Source organism: Autumnicola lenta, from assembly GCF_031846515.1.
Classification (GTDB): domain Bacteria; phylum Bacteroidota; class Bacteroidia; order Flavobacteriales; family Flavobacteriaceae; genus Autumnicola; species Autumnicola lenta.
In genome coordinates this window covers 12,322-33,559 of record NZ_JAVRHO010000011.1, presented here as the reverse complement: position 1 = coordinate 33,559, position 21,238 = coordinate 12,322, and the positions used below count along the sequence as shown (strand labels likewise).

Below are 21,238 nucleotides of genomic sequence, written 5' to 3'. Positions count from 1 at the left end.
ATAAATCAGAAATATATAAATGGCAAAAGTAAAGACCACATTCTATTGCCAGAATTGTGGAGCACAATATTCTAAGTGGCAGGGCAGATGTACCGCGTGCAACGAATGGAACACTATTGTAGAAGAAGTTGTTCAGAAACCCGATCCTAAAGACTGGAAATCCCCTGCTTCAAAGGAGGCAAAGAGAATTTCCAGGCCTTTAAAAATTGCCGAAATAGAAAACGCTCCTCAAAACAGGTGGAAAACGGGAAATAATGAGCTGGACCGGGTATTGGGCGGCGGTCTTGTTCCCGGATCACTTACACTTTTGGGAGGCGAGCCCGGGATTGGAAAGAGTACGCTCTTATTGCAAATATCGCTTCAGTTAAAGTATAAAGTGTTATACGTTTCCGGAGAAGAAAGTCAGCAGCAAATAAAAATGCGGGCAGAACGTATAGATCCAAATCCTGCCAACTGCTACATTCTTACCGAGACTAAAACGCAGAACATATTCCGGCAAATCGAAGCTATATCTCCTGAAGTGGTTATTATTGACTCTATACAAACCCTTCACAGTGATTACATTGAAAGTTCTCCCGGCAGTATTTCTCAAATTAGGGAATGCACTGCTGAACTTATTAAATTTGCCAAGGAAAGCGGAGTTCCGGTTATTTTAATTGGTCATATTACCAAAGAAGGAAGTATTGCCGGTCCAAAAGTACTGGAGCATATGGTAGATACGGTCCTTCAGTTTGAAGGAGATCGCAATCATGTTTACAGAATTTTAAGGGCGCATAAAAACCGGTTTGGCTCTACGCACGAGCTCGGCATTTATGAAATGCAGGGCAGCGGACTAAGAGAAGTAAGCAATCCATCGGAAATACTTATTTCTAAAAATGACGAGGATCTTAGCGGTACCGCCATTGCCGCAACTCTCGAGGGAATGCGACCTTTAATGATAGAAATTCAGGCGCTGGTGAGCACCGCCGTTTATGGAACGCCCCAACGTTCTACTACGGGTTATAATGCCAAAAGACTCAATATGATCCTTGCAGTACTGGAAAAACGTGCAGGATTTAAACTGGGTGCCAAAGATGTATTCTTAAATATTACCGGAGGAATTTCCGTGGATGATCCTGCCATAGATCTTGCTGTGGTGGCAGCTATATTATCTTCCAATGAAGATATTCCTGTGGAAAAAGATGTCTGTTTTGCTGCAGAAGTAGGGCTGGCAGGAGAAATACGGCCGGTAACCCGCATTGAACAGAGAATAACAGAAGCCGAAAAATTAGGATTTGGAAAAATCTTAATTTCGAAACAAAGTAAGGTTCCAAAGAATAATTATAATATTCAAATTATTAAATTAGCAAAAATTGAAGATGTTGTAAGTCATTTATTTGAATAAAAATGGCACAGTTAATGAAGTTAAGCTGCTGAAAAATAATTATATGCGAATAACAAGGTTATTATTAATATTATCGGCAGTAATTCTTTCAGGCTGCTCTCAGCTGAATAAAGCTTCAGATTACATCACAAATCCTACAGCAAAAGAGGTATACAAGAGGGATTTTAATCTTTCTGATAGTCTTTTTACTAAATGGAAAAATCAGGTGGAAATCGCCTTAAATGATAGTATCCAGGTAGAACTGCCATATGCCGAAAAAGGCAAATTTCTGCCTCGTACTTTTCCTGTGTACTCCTATGAAATAGAATTAAATCCAGGGGAGCTTTTTAATCTTGAAATTGAAACCGATTCTCTAAAGGAACTGGTTTTTATCGATGTTTTCAAGAGAACCGAAGATTCTTTAAATCCCTTCACCAAAGTTGAAAGTGCAGAATTTGGCGCAAAACACTTTACTTTTGAAGCTGAAAAAGAAGGGAAATATAAAGTTGTAATTCAACCCGCTATCGAGGGAAATTCTCCTTTTTTACTGAAGATGATAAAGAGTCCGGTTTACCTTTTCCCCGTCGCATCATATAATAACTCAGCTGTACAAAGCTTCTGGGGAGCCCAGCGGGATGGAGGCGCAAGAAGTCATGAAGGGATTGATATCTTTGCAGAACGAGGAACTCCTGTTGTGGCAGCCACTTCTGGTCGCATTACTTATACCGGAGAAAAAGGCCTTGGCGGAAAACAGGTTTGGTTAAGGGACAGCCGCAGGGGTCAGTCTCTATATTATGCACATCTTGATAGTATTAATCCTGTTTCCGGAAGGGTAAATGTGGGAGACACTTTAGGATTTGTAGGAAATACCGGAAATGCGAGAACTACTCCCCCACACCTCCATTTCGGAATTTATAAGAATTTTCAGGGTGCTATAAACCCTCTGAATTTCGTATTTATGCCAGAGCCATTAAACCTGGACGATGTGGAGGACGATATTCCGCATAAAATACTTACTAAAGCAGTTACGGCAAACCTTAGAAACAAACCAACAACTTCGGGTTCAAAGATTATAGGTTCTTCTAAAGCTCAGGACACCCTTCAGATTTTAGGAAAGTCAAGAGACTGGTACCACATAAGAACACGAGAAAATAAGGCTTCCTTTATTCATCAAAGTCTTGTGAAACCTATTTAATTTAAGGTGCAGGATTTGGTATCGTTTTATGAACCTCTTCTATCTCCTTTAGGATTTCTTCTGAAAGGTTTACGTTGATACTTTCTATATTTTCATTTAACTGATCTAGAGTTGTCGCACCAATAATATTACTGGTAACAAACGGCTGCTGATTGATGAATGCCAAAGCTAAATGCGTAAGGCTGATATTGTGCCTTTTAGCGATATCACTATACGCGCCTGTAGCTTTTACCGCCTCTTCCCCGGTGTACCTCTTGTACTGCGGAAACAGGCTTAGCCTTGTGTTTTCTTTAATTCCGCCAAGATGCTTTCCAGACAGCACCCCCATTCCCAATGGAGAGTAAGGCAGGTATCCAACATTTTCGCGATGAAGAATTTCGGTAAGTCCAATTTCATCCTTCCGGTTCAGAAGATTATAAGGGTTTTGGACACTCACCATCTTTGGTAAACCACTTTTGCTTTCCTCCAAAAATCGCATCAATCCGAAGGGCGTCTCATTGGACAGCCCAATATGCCTGATTTTTCCGGCTTTGATCATACTATCCAGAATTTCCAGGACTTCCCGAAAATTATCCTCCCACTCCTCCTCTTCATGCGTATAACCCTTCTTCCCGAAAAAATTAGATTGCCGTTCCGGCCAGTGTAACTGATAGAGGTCTATATAATCTGTCTGCAATCGTTGTAGACTTTTATTCACCGCCTCTTCCACAGCTTCCTTGTGGTAACCTAATTTGGGACGGATATGAGCAACCATTTCAGCAGGGCCCGCTACTTTTGAAGTAAGCACTACATCCTCTCTCCTACCGGACTCTTTAAGCCAGCTTCCAATAATTTCTTCAGTTCTCCCCTGGGTTTCAGAATTTGCAGGAACCGGATACATTTCTGCAGCATCAAGAAAATTTACTCCCTTCCCCAAGGCATACTCTATTTGTTCGTGGCCTTCAGCTTCTGTATTCTGCTCTCCCCAGGTCATAGTGCCCAGGCATATTTTACTGACTTTAATATCAGTATTTGGTAAGATTGTATATTTCATTGATTATTTTTCTGAAAATGATTTACTCTGTACCCCAGATATTTTAAATCCAGCTGTACAGCTCTAATTTCTTCGGAAGTTTTGCTGCTTCAGAAAAAATTATAACGGATTTTCAATTATTCTTTTTCTTAAGGAGTTTCCTTATTCAGTTTCATTTAGCAAACGTGTTACCTCATCCAGTTTAGGAGTAAGGATAACTTCAATCCTGCGGTTTTTAGCCCTTCCTTCAGCAGTATCATTGCTCGCAACCGGCGCATATTCTCCCCTTCCGGCCGCGGTTAGGTTTTGCGGATCAATATTACTATTCTCCTTCAAGATCTGCACAATAGACGTTGCACGCTTGGTAGAAAGATCCCAGTTGTCGGTTAAAGGACCGCTGCCCCCATAGGGCACATTATCGGTATGTCCTTCTATTAGCACGGCAATATCAGGATTTTGAGCCAGTACTTCTCCCAATTGTTGTACAGCTTTTCTTCCTTCAGAGTTTACTGCCCAACTTCCGGAACCAAAAAGTAACTTATTTTCCATAGAAACATAGACTTTTCCATCGCGCTGCTCTACGGTAAGCCCCTTTCCTTCAAAATTGGTGAGGGCCTTGGAAATAGCTTCCTTTAAAGCATTCATTTTGGCATCTTTTGCAGCAATTAGACCTTCCAGTTCATTTATGCGATTAGACCTTGCCTCCAAATCCTTCTGAAGCTTTTCCAGACGTATCTGTTCTGCTGCCAGGGCGTTTTCTTTTTCTTCCAGCTGGGCCAGTAATTCTCGGTTTTGCCTCGAATTTTCGGCTATAGCAGCAGAACTGTTCTGCTCCAAAGCGTCATACGAATTTTTCAAGTTTTCGTACTTCGATTGGAGTGAGGAGAGATTTTCAGCTAAATTATTGCGCTCTGCTGTTAAATTTTCATGCGCCTCCTGCAGTGCATTATATTCTGCTTCCATTTTTCTATACCACTCCAGGTCAGCAGACATTTCACGGTTTTCACGTTTTAGGTCGGCATGCTGGTTTTCCAGTTCTCCATATTTTTTAGAAGAAACGCACGAGCTTAAAGTTAAAGCCATTACAGCTGCAAAAAAGAAAATTTTCCTTATCATTTCTATAGAAATTTATTCCAATTCAATTAAAACCGGGCAGTGATCGCTGTGATATGCCTCTGGTAATATAACGGCACGTTTCATTTTTTCTTGTAAGGATTTTGAAACAAGATTATAATCTATACGCCAGCCTTTGTTGTTGTTCCTGGCATTTGCACGATAACTCCACCAGGAATAATTATCTCCTTCTTCGTTAAAGTACCGGAAAGAATCGATGAACCCGCTTTTCATAAAATTGTTGATCCATTCCCTTTCTTCCGGAAGAAATCCTGAAACATTCTTTAATCGAACAGGATCATGGATATCTATGGCTTCATGGCAAATATTATAATCACCGCAAATAATAAGGTTTGGTATTTCCAGCTTTAGCTTGTCTACATACTGCTGAAAATCTTCCATATACTGAAATTTATGCTCAAGCCTCTTAATATTTGTTCCCGAAGGGAGGTAAAGACTCATTACTGAAAAATCTTCAAAGTCAACCCGAAGGTTGCGCCCTTCAAAATCCATATAATCCACACCCGTCCCATATTCTACATGAATCGGTTTTATTTTACTAATGACAGCTACTCCGCTATAGCCCTTTTTTTGCGCAGGATACCAATAGTGATAAGGATAACCCGCCTCTTCAAAATCCTGCAAATTTAATTGATCCGGAGAGGCTTTTATTTCCTGAAGACAAACAACATCTGGATTAGCCTGCTGCAGCCATTCCAGAAATCCTTTCCTAATTGCCGCCCTGATACCATTAACATTATAAGAAATTATTCGCATTTATGTTGTTGTGATTTTTTAAATTAGATCCATCTGAAATATCTACATATTCCAGATTTGTCGTTTCGAAGCAGCACTTAATTTGGATTTCTCCAAAATCTGGCCATAAAAAAGCACATTGCTACTTTCCTCTACTTAACTATAAAGCGCTTTACTTTTCCGAACTCCCTTGTTCCCACTCTTACAAGGTAAACACCTCTTGCGGCATAAGACATATCAAAAGTATAAGTATATGCCTCTCCATTAAAATTCATTTTATTCTCAAGCAGTTTCTGGCCAAGCATATCATGAACAGTAATGCGCAGGGGTGCTTCTATATTAGATAAAAGACGAGCCCTGTAGATTTTGCTATCTTCTTCTTTTGGTCTTTCACTTATAATCATTAATTCAGCTTCATTAAGTATAAAGTCTTCAATGTTAAGTGAACTGTCGGTTACGCTTACAGAATAATCGTGCGTGGTCCCATAATCCATCACATCACAGGGATCGTTCAATTCTCCTTCAAAACTTGTGTCCCCTGCTCTTATCCTTAAAAGGTGCTGACCTAGTGGTGCATCGTCAGGTATGGTAAAATCTACAGAAACAGGTGTATTGGGACTCGGGATTACTTGTGAACTTACAAACCGCTCGTCATTATCAAATACTGCATCATCATCCAGGTCTATCCACATGGAGAACTGTTCCTTTTCTTCCTCTGCAAATACAGATTTTACGGTTACCGTAAAAGTACCCCTGGATCTATCCAGAGTGGCAGAGGAACCAATAAAGTCTATGTAGCCATCTCCACAAGGTATGCGTTCATTTAAAATTTCTTCCAGCTCAAAGTAAAAAATTCCGTCACCAAAAGAACAATCTGAACCTTCAGGAATACAATTCAGATTTGCAATAGATTTCACCGTAGAATCATTGGTAGGGTTAAAATCTTCCTCAAGATGAGTTCTTGCGGTCACCCTATAACTTCCCGAAGGGCTAAGATCTGCTCTTCGACTAAAAGTATAAACTGTATTTTCTCCAACTCCCACAGTTCCAGAAAAAGTTTCTCTCACAATAAAATTATCACCAACCTGGTAGGAAACAGGAAAGTTGGATTGTGGCTCACCACCAAAATTCTCAATTGTAACGGTAACAACTTCTGTAGGTGTTAAATTTTGCCCTGTCACAGGAACGTCTATAGACGTCACACCCACATCCCGGGGCGGCAGGTTTTTAATTTGAGCAACAAAAGTGTCATTTTCTGAATTCTGATCATTATTAAGCCCGGTGGTAAAAACCACTTCATAGGTCTCTCCTATTTCAGAGAAATCTGCAGGCTGCGAGAAGGTGAAATTGACAGACTGGGTTGCAGGTATACTTTCAGTAAAAATTTCGGTAACTGTTTCCCCTCCATTTACTGTATAACTAACAGGAAAGCCAGATTGTGCATTAGAACCAAAATTCCTTATCCTTACCGTAATTTCTTCAGCAGTACCCAACGTGGCATCCTGTGGTGTTACACGTGCAATGGCGCCTACATCATTCTCATTATCGGCTGCTATTCTAAAAACACCTACCCTGTTTTTACGATTTAATCCTTCAAAATATTCAGCATTATGCCAAAACGTGAGATCATCTGCCGGATCTACAGAAAGATGGGCATAATCTCCATACCTGCTGTTAGGGTCGGGATCTTCTCCTTCTACTATCGTCTGCTCCTCAAAAGTCATTATTCCTAAATCATCACCTGCATACCTTCCTGTGTATCTTATTGATGGGAAAATTGGCGTCTCAGGGCTATCATCTAAAATCGTAAATCCCAGACCAATATTTCCCTGGTTGTCTATACCTATACTTCCGCTAAACCTGTCACTTTTATCCGGTGCATAAGTTCCTTCCTGATAAACTGTCCATGATTCCTGATTAGCCATTTGCCTAAGCTCATACCACCTTATACCGGCATGCTCTGCAGCAGTAGGATCTACATCTACAACAAAATTCATTACAACAGAATTGTGGGTTTCGAAGCGCCGATACTGCGTCATATACATCATCGTCGCCTGGAGGGCATCAATTTCCGGCGCATCACCTGGCTGCGAAAGGTTGCTGAAGGAACCACCATCAAAAGTCGCCATAAAGGGTGAAACTCCATCTGCCTGCCCAAGTCGCTGTGATTCTGAAATAACCGAGGAAGCAGGGTTGTTCCAATCGACATTTATCAGCCAAATCTTTAAATGATCCTCTATAACACCTGCCCAGGCATCATCCTGCATAAAAACAATTGGAGAATTACCCCGGGGAGGTGCAATATCCCCTATTGCATGAAATCCTGCAGGGCTGTAAAATCCGTTAGTCCGGATTCCAGGTAAAGGAAAAGCCAAAATTCCGGCTGTTTCTCCCTGAAGCATTTTATCCCGCTCCACTACGTAAATCACCTGGCTTTGACCTGCAGTATTCGCGTTTTTGTTAGTAGTAATATAATAACCATCACCCCAAACAGAAATCTTCGGGTAATCGGGCAACACTCCATTTGTGGTAAACCTGTATGTAAACCAACCATCGTTTAACGGATCCGGACCACGTGAAACGGCTATAAGAAAACTTTCAGGGGTATCACTAAACTGACTTATTAAATAACGATCTGCAAACTCATCGTAAACTACAATAGGATCACCAAGGTTTTCGCCGGTAAATTCCCCTCCTATGCTCGCCAAAGAAGCGGGTGGCATTAATTGATTTCCTTCCTTATCCCAAATTGAAAATGCCGAATTCCAGGCGTTTATATAGTGATTCGGACCCACAAAACCCGTAGGATCTGTAGGTGTCGAGCGAGAACTTACAGCCTCATAGGACAATATTGGTGCTTTTGAAGGTACCTCTCCCATTTTACTCTGCAATGCAGGATCTGTGGTTTTTGGCAGCCCTTTTCCCGGCACCACCTTATTAATACCCCGGTTACGCGGATTGTAAATTTTAAATTCTGAAGAAGGAGCAACCAGTTTACCTTTTGAAAGTGCCCCTGAAGGCACAGCAAGGGCCGAATCTACGTAAACAGGACCGGAAGTTTCATTGGTTTGTGCTTCTGCATCAAAATGAAAAAGAAATACAGCAAATAATAAAAGGTATAGAAGGTTTTTCATGATAAGTAATATAGCTTCTTCAAAAATAGATAATAGTGTACCGTTTCAAACGAAAGAAAAAGCTCTAAAGTTAATAATATAATCCTGAAATTTCCTGCTCACTTCTTATTCCCTTCTACCAGAAACTCCTAAAACGGCTAAGGCTTTAAATCATCGGTTTAAATTGTACCGATGCAGGCTAAAAAGCATATCAGCTTTCCATCCAGCTTCTAAAATTAGTTTCTTCTTTTATAATTGCCGATAATTGTGAAATTTCGACCCTCTTCTGTTCCATGGTATCCCTAAACCTGACTGTCACCATTTTATCTTCAAGGGAATCGTGATCTATAGTAATACAAAGAGGCGTTCCTGCAGCATCCTGGCGCCGGTATCTACGGCCAATCGCATCTTTTTCGTCAAACTGAATATTATAATCCCATTTTAACTCATTAAAAATTTCCTGGGCAAGTTCAGGCAATCCATCCTTCTTCACTAAAGGCAAAATTGCTGCTTTTGTAGGTGCAAGCACCGCCGGAAGTTTTAAAACTGTCCTGCTACTCCCATCTTCCAGCTCTTCTTCTTTTAGAGAGGCTGCAAGCACAGAAAGGAACATCCTGTCCAGACCAATAGAAGTTTCAATTACGTAAGGCACGTAATTTTCCTTAAGTTCCGGATCATAAAACCGTAGTTTTTTACCAGAATGTTCTTCGTGAGCTTTTAAATCGAAGTCGGTTCTGGAATGAACACCTTCCAGTTCCTTAAAGCCAAATGGAAAATCAAATTCTATATCTGCCGCTGCATTGGCGTAATGTGCAAGTTTGTCGTGATCGTGAAAACGATAATTCTTCTCACCCAGACCAAGCGATAAATGCCATTTTAACCGCACCTCTTTCCAGTGCTCATACCATTTTAATTCTTCTCCCGGGCGCACAAAGAACTGCATCTCCATTTGTTCAAATTCCCGCATTCTAAAAATGAATTGTCTCGCAACAATTTCATTTCTGAAAGCTTTTCCTATCTGTGCAATTCCAAAAGGAATTTTCATCCTTCCGGTTTTCTGCACATTGGAAAAGTTTACAAAAATACCCTGAGCAGTCTCCGGCCGAAGGTATAATTGTGTTGCAGAATCTGCTGAAGCTCCCAGTTTGGTCCCAAACATCAGGTTAAACTGCCTCACATCTGTCCAGTTTTTAGAACCGGTTTCAGGATCTGCAATTTCAAGCTCTTCTATTAACGACTTTACGTCGGCAAGGTCTTCATTTGTTAAAGATCTCCCCAGACGCTCCAGAATCTCTTTGCGATCACCTAAGTATCTCTTTACGCGCGGATTGGTAGCTTTATACTGTTCTTCATCAAATTCTTCCCCAAAGCGTTTCTTTGCCTTGTCTATTTCTTTTTGTGCCTTTTGCAGTAGCTTTTCAGCGTAATCTTCTACAAGTACATCTGCACGGTAGCGACGCTTAGAATCTTTATTATCAATTAAGGGATCATTAAAGGCATCTACGTGCCCAGAAGCCTTCCAGGTCGTGGGATGCATTAAAATTGCAGCGTCTATTCCCACTATGTTCTGGTGCATCTGCACCATGCTTTTCCACCAGTACTCCTTGATGTTTTTCTTTAATTCGGCACCATTTTGACCGTAGTCATAAACAGCGCTTAGACCATCATATATTTCGCTAGATGCAAAAATATACCCATACTCTTTAGCATGGGATATTACATTCTTGAATAAATCTTCGTTTTTTGCCATGGAACAAAAATAAAAAAACCGCCCTGATATACACCAAGACGGTCTCTTTTTTGTTTTAAATTATCTCAGGCTAAAAGTAGAAGTCCCAATCAGGTAAGCATCAGAATACACATAGACTTTATATTCTCCTTCGATTAGCCTTTCTTCACTGGCATTAGCCAAAACGCAAACATCAAGTTCTTCATTCTCGTAATACACCTTGGAATTCGCGCTGTAGACCATTACTCCGCCCTCATGCTGAACAGCAATTTGATCTCCCACAAGTTCATTTTCGGGATTATAAACCTGCACATTTATGGTTTTCTCTCCCGCTTCAGCCAGTTCGTTAGAAGAAATTGTAAAGCAGGTTCTTATCTGGTCTATTCTCCTTGTCCTGTCGTTCTCCACAATCTTACCGCTATTTCTCACAATTACACCCTCTCCTGTTAATCCCGTGATTTGCAATCTCGATGCACGGTCAACTTTAGAAGAAAGGTTTTGATTGGTGTCCTGCAAAGAATCAGATAACCTGGTGCGCTCCTGAAGCACTATATTTGTACTATCCATTGCAGTAGTTAAGCGCTGATTTTGGGAACTTAAACTGTCCACCACTCTGAAAAGCCTGTCCTTTTCAGCTCTTAAGTTTCCAATTTCTCTCCTGTATCGGGAAATAAGGGCAAGATTCGCTTCGTTGTCTTGAACAGAATCCAGTAACCTGTTTATTCGTTCCCGCGCTTCCACCATATTCTGGTCCATTATTTCATTTTCTTCAATGGCTTCATCATACTTAATGATTAGGTCATTAAGTTCATTTTCTATAACAGCCTTTTCATTCTGAAGGATTTCTTTATTCTCCTTCTCTTCATTATAAAATTTAATAGTGTAAATGCTCAACGCGATTAAGGCCACAGCCAGCACCCCTGTTAATATTTTTAATGCTGTATTGTTTTTCTTTTCGGTCATCATACTTATGAATTTAGTTCGTAAATTTATGTTTTAACAAATTAAAACACAATGCATTAACAAATGTTTCACGATTTAGTCTCCCTCTTCTACCCCAGAGCCTGTAATTGCTGCAACATAGAATTGGCCAAAAATGAAAAAATCGTTTGCACTACGTGTTTGCATGAGTTACCTGTAACAAATTACCACATTTACAACGAAAATCCTGCAAAAAAAGTATTTCATGGGCGCGCAGAGATAGAAAATGCCACTTCACTTCTTTTCTTCAGAAAAAAAGGGATAGTTCAAACTTTAATCCATAATCTCAAATATCGGGGTCATGAAGAAATAAGTACTTTCCTTGGAGAATGGATAGGCACAGAATTATCTGAACTTGAAAATTATCAGAGCGTCGATTTTGTTATTCCTGTGCCCCTGCACAAAAACAAACTTAAAGCGCGGGGCTTTAACCAGGTTGAAGGTTTTGCCAGGGAAATTGCTGAAAAATTAGATGCGCGATACGTAGACGATGTGCTGGTTAAAAAGTCTGCGGGTCAAACGCAAGCGCTTCGGAACAGACTCTCGAGGTGGGGCAATATGGAAGGTACATTTCTTTTAGAAAATTCAGCTAAAATCAGGAACAAACACGTACTGCTTGTGGATGATATAATTACAACAGGTGCAACACTGGAAGCTTGTATAGAAAAAATTCAGCAAATTGAAGGCGTAAAGGTGAGTATCGCCACAATGGCAATTACAAATTGAATTTTGCGTTAAAACTTAAAATAATTGTTTCTTTGCTTTAAAATTAGCTTCCAATAAATGAGAAATAGAATTCCGGGCTTTTTAATTGTTATTGTTCTCCTTTTAACACTGGTGCAATGTGCAAAAAAAGGAATGCCTGAAGGTGGCCCTAGAGATGAGGAGCCACCCGAGTTTATAAGAGCAAATCCAGAGAATTATACAACGAATTTTAGCAAAGAGGAAATAAGAATATTTTTTGATGAATATGTTAAGCTAAAAAATCCGCAGCAACAGGTCATCATCTCTCCGCCTATGAGTCCCAGGCCATCCATCTTACCTCTGGGCACGGCAAGAAGGGATGTCCAGATAGAAATTTTTGACACACTGCAGGAAAACACCACCTATACCATTAACTTCGGAAAGAGTATTATAGACAACAATGAAAGTAATCCTTTAAACTATTTTAAATACGTTTTTTCCACCGGGGATTACATTGATTCACTTGAAGTTGGTGGAACAGTGGAAGATGCTTACCTGAAAAAACCTGCAGATTTCATTTCCGTTTTTCTGTATGAGGTAGATTCTACCTTTTCAGACTCTGTGGTTTACCAACAAACTCCGCGCTATGTGACCTATACTCGGGATAGCACAAATATTTTTCAGCTTGAAAACTTAAAAGCCGGCACTTATCAGATGATCGCCATAATGGACGAAAATGATAATTATCTTTTTAATCCCAGGAACGAAAAAATTGGATTTGTAGAGGATTTTATTACCATTCCTACCGATTCTACATATGAAATTACACTGTTCCAGGAAGAGCTGGAGTTTGAAATACAGCGCCCAAAGCAACTAAAAGGACAGCAAATTTTGTTTGGATACGAGGGCGTTACAGATCTGGATAGTGTAAGCATAGAGCTGCTTAATCCAAAGCCGGAAGGTTTCACTTCCCGCATTGTGCAAGACAGGGAAACAGATTCTCTCTATTACTGGTACAGGCCCACGCTGGAGACAGATAGTCTCACCTTTGAAGTTTTTAGCCCCGAACGCCGGGACACGCTCGTTGCCAGGATTACAGAGATGGAACGGGATTCCCTGAACGTAAGCGTTACACCTAACGGAAATATTGGTTTTGACCAGGAAGTGTTTCTAAGGGCAAATACACCTCTTGTAGAAAGTAATGACAGCCTCATTTCTATTATGAATCAGGATTCGATCTTTATTCCTTTTTCTACGGAATTAAGATTACTGGAAAACGAACTGCGTATTTCATTTGAAAAAGAGGAAAGCAGCCAGTATTCTATACAAGTTTTACCTGGAACAGTAGTAGACATGTTTGAAGCTACAAACGATACATTGACTCAACGTGTGTCCACAAAATCACTTTCAGAATATGGAACGCTCACCTTCAGGCTGCAAAATGTACAACAGTTTCCCGTTATTGCCCAACTTACCAACCTGAAAGGCGAAGTGCAGGTTGAAAAATATTCCGAAGGAGAAAATGTGATTGATTTTGGAAATTTGGAACCCGGGCTATTTTTTATGCGCCTGGTTTTTGACAGCAATAAAAACCACAAATGGGATACCGGCAATTATCTCAAAAAACGCCAGCCGGAACGTATCGAATATTTTTCTGACACTTTAGAGGTAAGGGCAAACTGGGATCAGCCTTATAGTTTCAGGTTAGAATAAATTCATCCCTGTCGAGCAAAAATCTCATCTTTTCTCTTGTTTTGGTAAGATGATTATAATCCAACTCAACCTCTTTAGAGAATGGTTCTTCCACGTCCAGCTCCGTAAGGTTTTGTCCAAGGCAATCATAAACAGTGCTGTGACCATTGTACCGGTGACCTTCACCATCAATTCCGGTCCTGTTTAAACCTATACAAAAACTCATGTTTTCTATAGCACGTGCCTTTAAGAGTGCATCCCATGCTGCTACCCGTTTTTCCGGCCAGTTGGCTACATAAATCAACAAATCGTAATCTACAGTATTCCTCGAAAAAACCGGAAATCTTAGATCATAACACACCAGCGGACAAATTTTCCAGCCTTTATATTCTACTATAAGCCGCTCTTCCCCTGCAGTATACGTTTTATCCTCCTTCGCCAAGGTAAAGGTGTGCCTCTTGTCGTATACTTTATATGAGCCATCGGGATATACAAAGAATAACCTGTTGTAAAAATTGCCATTTTCGGTGATTATCACACTCCCGGTTATGGCCAGGTTTTGCCGTTCAGCCATTTCCTGCATCCAAAGCAAAGTTGGCCCCTTTGTTTCTTCAGCAAGCTTTTCAGCATTCATGCTAAATCCCGTAGTAAACATTTCCGGCAGGATCACCAGGTCAACATTTCCTGAAAGTGCCTTGATTTCTTTACTGAAGAGACTACGATTATTTTCCGGATGCTCCCAATTTAAATTAACCTGAAGCATTGCTATGTTTAGATTTTGAGCCATACGTAAAGTTATTAAATTTTAAAAAATTGCTCCCAATTCGTTGTTAAATCATTGCAAAGAAGCATGCTATTAAATAGCTTTATTTGTCTAAAAAACCTCAGCTTATGAAATCCAGTCAAGACGTTACTTCATTTTTTCAAAGAGACACCTTCACTTCCAGCACGAGCCGCAGCCTTATAGCAGGGGCCGTTGGAGGGCTTGCAGGAACAGCAGTAAAAAGCCTCGTCGAAAAATTTCTCAAGGTAAGGAAGGTTGAGCAGCGATCTGCGCAAATAAAAATTTTGGATGATCTTTCCACAAAAATTACAGGAAGTCCAATAAGTGTACATAACGAAGCTTTGGCAGAACAACTGGTGAATTTCCCTGTGGGAATAAGCATTGGTGCGGCTTACGGTTATGGAAAAAAGAAGAAGGATAAACTGAATTTCAGGGACGGGGTTATTTTAGGAAGCTCTACCTGGGCATCTACGCACGAGACTTCCCTCCCCTTAATGGGCCTGAAGGAAAGTCCTAAAGACATCCCTATTGGTTTACAGATGAATGAACTTTTTGCATATGTAATGTTCGGTGTAACTACAGAATTGGTTAGAGATTATGTAAACCGAAGACTTAAGGAGTAATTATTTCTCCAGCTGCTTCAACATTTTTTTTATCCTGTCTTCTACTTTTTCTGAAGACAATTTCTCCCGAAGCCTGTCGGTAATAATAGGAAATGAGAACGGAGTGGGTTTTTCACAATTTTTCCAGATAATTTCCTGGGAAGCAATCCGCTCCAAAGCTATTCTTAACCTGCCTTCTTCCAATTGATGTTCAAAAGTTTCTCTAAATGACTGCTGATAAAGTAAATTATCATCCTCATAATCTCTGAAAACACTAAATAAAAGCTGGGAACTTGACTGAAGATGCTTGTTTTTGATCATCTTATTAGGATAACCGGTAAATACCAAGCCTGCAATCACAGCAATGTCACGGAATTTTCTTCGTGCCATTTCAGTAGCATTTAAACTTTTATAAAGATCATCCATAAGATATTCCGCAGAAAAGAGATTGTTATCCAGTACCTGCTGCATGTTTATTTCCTGATCTGAAAGAAGCTCAAACCCGTAATCATTATAAGCAATAGAAAAGGAAATGGGGGAGAGAAGGCTTATCCTGTACGCCAGCAGGCTGGCAAGTGCTTCATGAACAAACCGCCCTTCAAATGGATAAAAAATGGCGTGATAACCCTCTCTCGTTTTAAAAGTCTCTATTAAAAATTGGCTATTATCGGGCACAATAGATTCTTTTTGCTGCCTTTTCAAAATGGGTTTTAATGCCTTAAGCTCTGCAGAATCTGTCCCTTTTGAAACTGAAGCCGCGGCTTCATACATTTCCTGCCTGAGCAATTCACTCATTTGTGCAGAAAATGTCATCCTGCCGCCCATCCAACTCGGAACTTTTGAAGTTTTCTTGCTGGACCTCTTCACCTGTACCTGCATGCTTTTAATACGCACCAGTTCCAGGTTTCTCCCAGCAAACGTAAAAACATCTCCGGGATTGAGTTTAGAAATAAAATATTCTTCAATCGTTCCTATATAACCACCCGTCACGTATTTCACGCTCAACATTGCGTCGCTAACTATGGTCCCAATTTGCAAACGATGCCGCATTGCGACGCCGCGATCGTTTACTTTAAACTTCCCATCCTCTTCAATTTCAATTTTTTTGTACTCATCATAAGCCTGCAGGCTCTGACTTCCTTTGGTAACAAAATTGAGGATCCAGCGCCATTCGTCTTCTGTTATGGAGTTAAAGCAAAAAGTTGATTTTATTTCCGGATAAATTTCCTTCGGAAAAAATCCATCAGAAACGGCCAGGGTGGTAAGGTACTGCACCAGCACATCAAAACTAAGCAGGTACGGGATACGGTCTTCTACCGCGGTTTTCTTTGCTGCCTTTTGCAAAGCAGAAGCTTCAATAAGTTCTATCGCATGTGTAGGCAAAAAGTAAATCACGCTCTCCTTTCCCGGCTGGTGGCCACTCCTTCCCGCCCTTTGCAGGAACCTTGCCACTCCCTTGGGTCCACCAATTTGAATGATGGTCTCCACCGGCGCAAAATCTACTCCCAAATCCAGGCTGGAAGTACAAACCACAGCCTTTAAACTTTCGTTTCTAATCGCCTGCTCGACCCACAACCTGGTTTCCCTGTTAATACTTCCATGGTGCATGGCCACATCGCCGGCAAATTCCGGATATTTATTGATTAATTTCTGAAACCATATCTCACATTGCGACCGGGTATTTGTAAAAAGCAGCGTGGTACGTGAGTTTTTTATGATCGGCACAACCTCATCAATTAGATGCAGTCCCAGGTGCCCGCGCCACGGAAATTTTTCCATTTCCTCCGGAATTACAGATCGTACTGTTATCTTTTTATCCAGGTTCGCTTTTATTAATACTGAATTTTTAAAAGCCTCAGATTCCGGTCCCAAAAAAACTTCTCTTGCCTGCTGAAGGTTTCCTATAGTCGCTGAAATACCCCAAATCTTAAGTTTCCCTGAAATTGTTTTTAAGCGTGACAAGGCCAACTCTACCTGCACGCCTCTTTTTGTGCCGAGTAACTCGTGCCACTCGTCTACGACTACGGCATTTAAATTTTTAAAAGTTTTGCCATAATTTTTGGAGGAAAGGAGCAACTGCAAACTCTCAGGCGTTGTAATGAGCAAATCTGGCATCGACCTTTTCTGGGCTGCCCTAATCTTTTGAGGAGTATCACCGGTTCTTATCCCCACGGTAAAATTTGTCCCCATTTCTTCAGCAAAACGCAGCGCCGACTGCTCTATTTCTACAGAAAGGGCACGTAGCGGAGTTATCCAGATCGCTTTTAGCCCTTTTTTGTGCTTCTCTTTATAGTCGGGATTGTTTTTGATGTATTCAAGAACTATAGGGATCCAGAGCGCATAAGTTTTTCCGCTCCCGGTGGGTGCATTTAAAAGGCCATTTTCGCCCTTGAGATATGCATTCCAAATTTGCTTCTGAAATGGAAAGGCTTTCCAGTTCTGCTTAGAGAACCATGATTCTGCTAATTTTATGAGTTGAGTTTTATTCATGTTTTTTACCCTTCCGTCTTAATCAGCTCCCGCTGATTAATCCACCTTCCCTTAAAATAAGGGAAGGAGTTTTTTTTGGTTGTTTTCCTAATTAGCTATCCGCTGATAATTCCACTTTACCCTTAAAAAATGGAAGGAGCAATTTGTTTTGATTTACATAAAATTTTATTTCAAAATTAAGTTTTTGAGCACCCTGTAAAAGCTCCCCTCCTTTTAAAGGAGAGTGACCGAAAATAGGTGATAGTTATTTCTTTTCAGAATTTTCTTCAAAATCTTCCATTCAAATCAGCTTTCAGATAGTTTTAACTTCCCTTGAAAAACAGGAAGAACCTTTTAAAAGCTCCCCTCCTTTTTAAGGAGGGGTGACCGAAGGTCGGGGTGGTCTTTATTTTTTTCTAAAATTATCTTTTATCTCCTGCAATACCGAAGGCAGAAAATCAAACACCATCTTATTTTCAAACCGAATGACAATAAATCCCAGACTTTCTAAAACTTCGGTTCTTTTTATGTCCTTTTCTTCTGCAGCGGCGTTATTATGAATTTCTCCATCCAATTCAATTATTAATTTTTCTTCTGCACAGTAAAAATCAACAATAAAATTCTGAATACTGTGTTGCCTCCGGAATTTTCTGCCATCCAGCTTCCTGTTTTGTAACTGCTTCCACAAGAATGACTCAGCAGGAGTTGAGTTATTTCTCAAATCTTTTCTGAAATTTTCGAGGTGCTTTTTGTTGTGAATTGGTTGTTTCATAATTCTGGTTTTAACCCTTCCGTCTTAATCTGCTCCCGCTGATTAAGCCACCTTCCCTTGAAAAAAGGGAAGGAACTTTTTTTGGTTGTTTTTCTAAATTGGCAATCAGCTAATCAGTCCATTTTCCCTTCTTGAAGGGAAGGAGCTTTTATTGATTGTTTTTCTAAATCAGCTTTTAGCTGATAATTCTACTTTACCTTCAAAAAGAAGCAGCTTTTTTCAGCTCCCCTCCTTAAAAAGGAGGGGTGGCCGAAGGCCGGGGTGGTTAATTCGGAATTAAAGCTTTTAGATCTTCCAAAGTATTCGCTTCTTCAATCTTTTTATCGGTTCGCCATCTCAGCATTCTTGGGAATCTGGTTGCAACTCCGCTTTTATGTCTTTTGGATTCTGCTATCCCTTCAAAAGCAATTTCGAAAACATGATGCGGAGTAACACTTCGCACCGGCCCAAAACGCTCCAGCGTGTTTTTCTTAATCCACGCATCCAGTTTTCTGAATTCGGCGTCTGTTAACCCGGAATATGCTTTTGCAAAAGTTACCAGTTCTTCCTTTTCACTATCCCAAAGAGCAAAAGTATAATCTGTAAAAAGATTGCTCCTGCGGCCGTGACCACGCATGGCGTAAGTAAGCACGGCATCTATCGTAAGTGGATCGACCTTCCATTTCCACCAATCTCCTTTTTTTCTGCCCACCAAATAGGGAGAATCGAGTCGCTTCAGCATTAATCCTTCAGATTTTTCTTCCCGGGCCCTTTCCCTTTCGGCCGCGGCTTCTTTCCAGGTATTAAAGTTTATAGTTTTTGATAAATGCAACGGGAAATCTTCCGCAGCAACTTCAGCATAGAGTTTTTCTAAAATAAGGCGACGTGCCGAAAATGGCAATTTTCGTATATCTTTTCCCTCCCACTCCAAAATATCGTAAGCCTTCAGGATCACCGGAGTCTTCTTCAGCAGATTTTTGGAAACAGTCTTTCGGCCAATTCGGGTTTGCAGATCATTAAAAGTTCCGATGTCACCTTCAGGATAAGGTAGAATTTCAGCATCTATAACAGTTCCATCCGGAATTTTTCCTACCAATGCCTGAAATTCCGGGTACTTATCGGTAACCAATTCTTCGCCCCGGCTCCAAACAAACAATTCCCCATTTCTAACAATGGCCTGAGAACGGATGCCATCCCATTTATGCTCTGCACTCCATTGTGAGACATCGCCCAAATCCCCAGGCTCGCCTTCTATGGCATAAGCTAGGTAAAACGGATAAGGTTTTGAAAGGTAATCTTCCTCATTTTCTTCAAGAATTAATTTTGTAAAAGAGATATTGGCCGGTTCCCAATTCCCCATTAATTTATAGGCGAGAATATCTTCATCAATTTCTGTGGCTTTGGATAACGCCCGCGTCATCAGCTTCTGGCTTACTCCAATCCTGAAACTGCCAGTTATTAACTTGGTAAAAACAAAGCGTTCGTAATAATTGAGAGCGAGCCAATTTGTAAAAAGATATTCCTTTTTTTCAATCTCAGACTTTGGTTTTAAATCTATAATTTCCTGTAGATATTGATTCAGACTTTTTTCTGAAGATGCCTCTGCCGGAGGAATCACAAGGGCAATAGTTTCTGCCAGGTCCCCTACAATATGATAGGACTCCTCGAAAAGCCAGAGCGGGATATTTGCCAATTCTGATGCCCAATTGCGCATAAGTGTAGTATTCACCGGCCGTGGCGGACGGCGATGGGATAAAATAGCGATTGCCCAAACCTTGTCTTTATCTGGGGCCGCCTTAAGATAATCTGCTAACGCTGCGACCTTGAGACTGGTTTTATTGGTGCTATCCAGCTTTTTTATAAGTTCAGCAAATAATTTCATTGTTGTTCTCCAGACTTAATCTTCCTGTTCTTTTTTAGCTTCCTGTTCTCCCGCTTCGCCTTCGTACTGCGTTTCTTCGGTCCTCGCATCATAACCTTTTTCCCTGAGATAGCGGGAAAAAATATCGGTGTACCCGTGTGTGCAAATCACTTTCTCACATCCTGTTGCTTCAATAGAAGACAGCAAACCCTGCCAGTCGCAATGATCTGATAATACAAAGCCTTTATCTATTGCTCTTCTCCTGCGCGCACCTCTAAAGGTCATCCAGCCACTGGCCGATCCTGTAACGTAGGGAACCATTTTTTTAATCCAGGGGGAACCATGAGCGCTGGGTGGGGCAAGGACCATACTTCCTTTAATTTCTTCTTTTTTGATCTCGCGGGTAATCCTGGTAGTTTCAGGAAAATCGCAAAGGGGGCGCACTACTTCAGTCATATTCTCTATCGCGCCGTGGGTGTAAATTTTACCAATTTCGGGATTAAGATGTTTCAGTAGCCTTTGAGCTTTTCCGAGGGAATATCCGAATAAAACCGAGGTTCTGCCTTCACTACGATTCTGCTCCCACCAACTGTTGATTTCTTCAAAAACTTCCTGCTGTGGCTGCCATTTAAAAGCAGGCAATCCAAAAGTGCATTCGGTAATAAAAGTGTCACATTTCACCAATTCATAAGGAACTGCAACGCCGTCATCTTCTACTTTATAATCCCCCGTAAAAACCCAAATTTCCCCTTTATGCTCTACCCTTATCTGGGAAGAGCCAATGATATGCCCTGCCGGGTGCAGGGAAAATTTTACATTATTTATTGTAAATGTCTCGTTCCAATCTTTACCTAAAACTTCTATATCTCCCAGCCGATGCTTAATAATTGGCACATTGGTGTGATGGGTAATGTATTTTTTGTGGCCCCAGCGGGAATGGTCTGCATGGCCGTGGGAAATAATTGCTTTATCCACCGGTTTCCAGGGATCCAAATAAACATCTGCCGCGGCGCAGTAAATTCCTTTTTTGTTGAACGCAAGTAGAGGTGTAGCTGAATTTCCCATGGGTTACAGATGAAATTAATTAAATTGAAATCTTAAAAAAAGCGATTAAGAAAACATTAGCGAATGTT

General features: G+C 40.7%; 16 protein-coding genes. 5 read left to right on the top strand and 11 right to left on the bottom strand.

Annotated elements, in window-relative coordinates; all coding sequences use genetic code 11:
* Window positions 1–19: 19 nt before the first annotated feature.
* Both radA and RM545_RS09165 read left to right on the top strand, forming a co-directional pair.
* Window positions 20–1,384 carry a DNA repair protein RadA gene (radA, locus tag RM545_RS09170; RefSeq protein ID WP_311495025.1) on the top strand — a complete coding sequence of 455 codons (1,365 nt, stop codon included), beginning with the start codon at window positions 20–22 and terminating at the stop codon, window positions 1,382–1,384.
* A gap of 43 nt (window positions 1,385–1,427) precedes the next feature.
* Entirely contained in the window at window positions 1,428–2,558 is a 1,131-nt protein-coding gene (locus RM545_RS09165) for a peptidoglycan DD-metalloendopeptidase family protein (RefSeq protein WP_311495024.1), read from the top strand.
* Between the two features lies 1 nt (window position 2,559).
* Here RM545_RS09165 and RM545_RS09160 read toward each other — a convergent pair whose 3' ends face one another.
* The 6 genes from RM545_RS09160 to RM545_RS09135 form a co-directional block, all read right to left on the bottom strand.
* On the bottom strand, window positions 2,560–3,591 hold the full coding sequence (locus RM545_RS09160) for an aldo/keto reductase (RefSeq protein WP_311495023.1): 1,032 nt from the start codon (window positions 3,589–3,591) through the stop codon (window positions 2,560–2,562).
* Between the two features lie 141 nt (window positions 3,592–3,732).
* On the bottom strand, window positions 3,733–4,686 hold the full coding sequence (locus RM545_RS09155; protein ID WP_311495022.1) for an OmpA/MotB family protein: 954 nt from the start codon (window positions 4,684–4,686) through the stop codon (window positions 3,733–3,735).
* A 12-nt stretch (window positions 4,687–4,698) separates the two neighbouring features.
* Window positions 4,699–5,460, bottom strand: a complete 762-nt coding sequence (locus RM545_RS09150; RefSeq protein WP_311495021.1) for an exodeoxyribonuclease III — start codon at window positions 5,458–5,460, stop codon at window positions 4,699–4,701.
* Between the two features lie 131 nt (window positions 5,461–5,591).
* Window positions 5,592–8,573: a GEVED domain-containing protein gene (locus tag RM545_RS09145; protein ID WP_311495020.1), complete on the bottom strand. Its 2,982-nt coding sequence runs from the start codon at window positions 8,571–8,573 to the stop codon at window positions 5,592–5,594.
* Window positions 8,574–8,763: 190 nt separating this feature from the next.
* Complete coding sequence (locus RM545_RS09140; RefSeq protein ID WP_311495019.1) at window positions 8,764–10,302, bottom strand: glycine--tRNA ligase; 1,539 nt, start codon at window positions 10,300–10,302, stop codon at window positions 8,764–8,766.
* A gap of 60 nt (window positions 10,303–10,362) precedes the next feature.
* Window positions 10,363–11,247: a DUF8428 domain-containing protein gene (locus RM545_RS09135; RefSeq protein WP_311495018.1), complete on the bottom strand. Its 885-nt coding sequence runs from the start codon at window positions 11,245–11,247 to the stop codon at window positions 10,363–10,365.
* 60 nt (window positions 11,248–11,307) lie between these two features.
* Between RM545_RS09135 and RM545_RS09130 the strand changes: the two genes are divergently transcribed.
* Window positions 11,308–11,988 carry a ComF family protein gene (locus tag RM545_RS09130; protein ID WP_311495017.1) on the top strand — a complete coding sequence of 227 codons (681 nt, stop codon included), beginning with the start codon at window positions 11,308–11,310 and terminating at the stop codon, window positions 11,986–11,988.
* Between the two features lie 57 nt (window positions 11,989–12,045).
* Complete coding sequence (locus RM545_RS09125; RefSeq protein WP_311495016.1) at window positions 12,046–13,659, top strand: Ig-like domain-containing domain; 1,614 nt, start codon at window positions 12,046–12,048, stop codon at window positions 13,657–13,659.
* Here RM545_RS09125 and RM545_RS09120 read toward each other — a convergent pair.
* Window positions 13,646–14,425 carry an amidohydrolase gene (locus RM545_RS09120; RefSeq protein ID WP_311495015.1) on the bottom strand — a complete coding sequence of 260 codons (780 nt, stop codon included), beginning with the start codon at window positions 14,423–14,425 and terminating at the stop codon, window positions 13,646–13,648. The two genes, RM545_RS09125 and RM545_RS09120, sit on opposite strands and share 14 nt — an antisense overlap.
* 104 nt (window positions 14,426–14,529) lie before the next feature.
* On the opposite strand from RM545_RS09120, the gene RM545_RS09115 reads away from it, so the two are divergent.
* Window positions 14,530–15,045, top strand: coding sequence for a DUF1440 domain-containing protein (locus RM545_RS09115; RefSeq protein ID WP_311495014.1), 516 nt, complete (start codon window positions 14,530–14,532; stop codon window positions 15,043–15,045).
* On the opposite strand, the gene RM545_RS09110 is transcribed toward RM545_RS09115, so the two are convergent.
* The 4 genes from RM545_RS09110 to RM545_RS09095 all read right to left on the bottom strand — a co-directional run bounded on the left by RM545_RS09110 (window position 15,046) and on the right by RM545_RS09095 (window position 21,170).
* Entirely contained in the window at window positions 15,046–17,514 is a 2,469-nt protein-coding gene (locus RM545_RS09110) for a ligase-associated DNA damage response DEXH box helicase (RefSeq protein WP_311495013.1), read from the bottom strand.
* Between the two features lie 385 nt (window positions 17,515–17,899).
* A complete protein-coding gene (locus RM545_RS09105; protein ID WP_311495012.1) occupies window positions 17,900–18,265 on the bottom strand; it encodes an endonuclease domain-containing protein in 366 nt (121 codons plus the stop codon).
* A gap of 265 nt (window positions 18,266–18,530) precedes the next feature.
* On the bottom strand, window positions 18,531–20,126 hold the full coding sequence (locus RM545_RS09100; RefSeq protein ID WP_311495011.1) for an ATP-dependent DNA ligase: 1,596 nt from the start codon (window positions 20,124–20,126) through the stop codon (window positions 18,531–18,533).
* Between the two features lie 15 nt (window positions 20,127–20,141).
* Entirely contained in the window at window positions 20,142–21,170 is a 1,029-nt protein-coding gene (locus tag RM545_RS09095; protein WP_311495010.1) for a ligase-associated DNA damage response exonuclease, read from the bottom strand.
* Window positions 21,171–21,238: the final 68 nt, after the last annotated feature.

Coding starts and splice junctions, on each gene's coding strand:
- RM545_RS09100 (WP_311495011.1), bottom strand. CDS start 20,126: ATGAAATTATTTGCTGAACTTATAAAAAAGCTGGATAGCACCAATAAA.
- RM545_RS09150 (WP_311495021.1), bottom strand. CDS start 5,460: ATGCGAATAATTTCTTATAATGTTAATGGTATCAGGGCGGCAATTAGG.
- RM545_RS09160 (WP_311495023.1), bottom strand. CDS start 3,591: ATGAAATATACAATCTTACCAAATACTGATATTAAAGTCAGTAAAATA.
- RM545_RS09145 (WP_311495020.1), bottom strand. CDS start 8,573: ATGAAAAACCTTCTATACCTTTTATTATTTGCTGTATTTCTTTTTCAT.
- radA (WP_311495025.1), top strand. CDS start 20: ATGGCAAAAGTAAAGACCACATTCTATTGCCAGAATTGTGGAGCACAA.
- RM545_RS09165 (WP_311495024.1), top strand. CDS start 1,428: ATGCGAATAACAAGGTTATTATTAATATTATCGGCAGTAATTCTTTCA.
- RM545_RS09125 (WP_311495016.1), top strand. CDS start 12,046: ATGAGAAATAGAATTCCGGGCTTTTTAATTGTTATTGTTCTCCTTTTA.
- RM545_RS09135 (WP_311495018.1), bottom strand. CDS start 11,247: ATGATGACCGAAAAGAAAAACAATACAGCATTAAAAATATTAACAGGG.
- RM545_RS09155 (WP_311495022.1), bottom strand. CDS start 4,686: ATGATAAGGAAAATTTTCTTTTTTGCAGCTGTAATGGCTTTAACTTTA.
- RM545_RS09095 (WP_311495010.1), bottom strand. CDS start 21,170: ATGGGAAATTCAGCTACACCTCTACTTGCGTTCAACAAAAAAGGAATT.
- RM545_RS09120 (WP_311495015.1), bottom strand. CDS start 14,425: ATGGCTCAAAATCTAAACATAGCAATGCTTCAGGTTAATTTAAATTGG.
- RM545_RS09105 (WP_311495012.1), bottom strand. CDS start 18,265: ATGAAACAACCAATTCACAACAAAAAGCACCTCGAAAATTTCAGAAAA.
- RM545_RS09130 (WP_311495017.1), top strand. CDS start 11,308: ATGTTTCACGATTTAGTCTCCCTCTTCTACCCCAGAGCCTGTAATTGC.
- RM545_RS09110 (WP_311495013.1), bottom strand. CDS start 17,514: ATGAATAAAACTCAACTCATAAAATTAGCAGAATCATGGTTCTCTAAG.
- RM545_RS09115 (WP_311495014.1), top strand. CDS start 14,530: ATGAAATCCAGTCAAGACGTTACTTCATTTTTTCAAAGAGACACCTTC.
- RM545_RS09140 (WP_311495019.1), bottom strand. CDS start 10,302: ATGGCAAAAAACGAAGATTTATTCAAGAATGTAATATCCCATGCTAAA.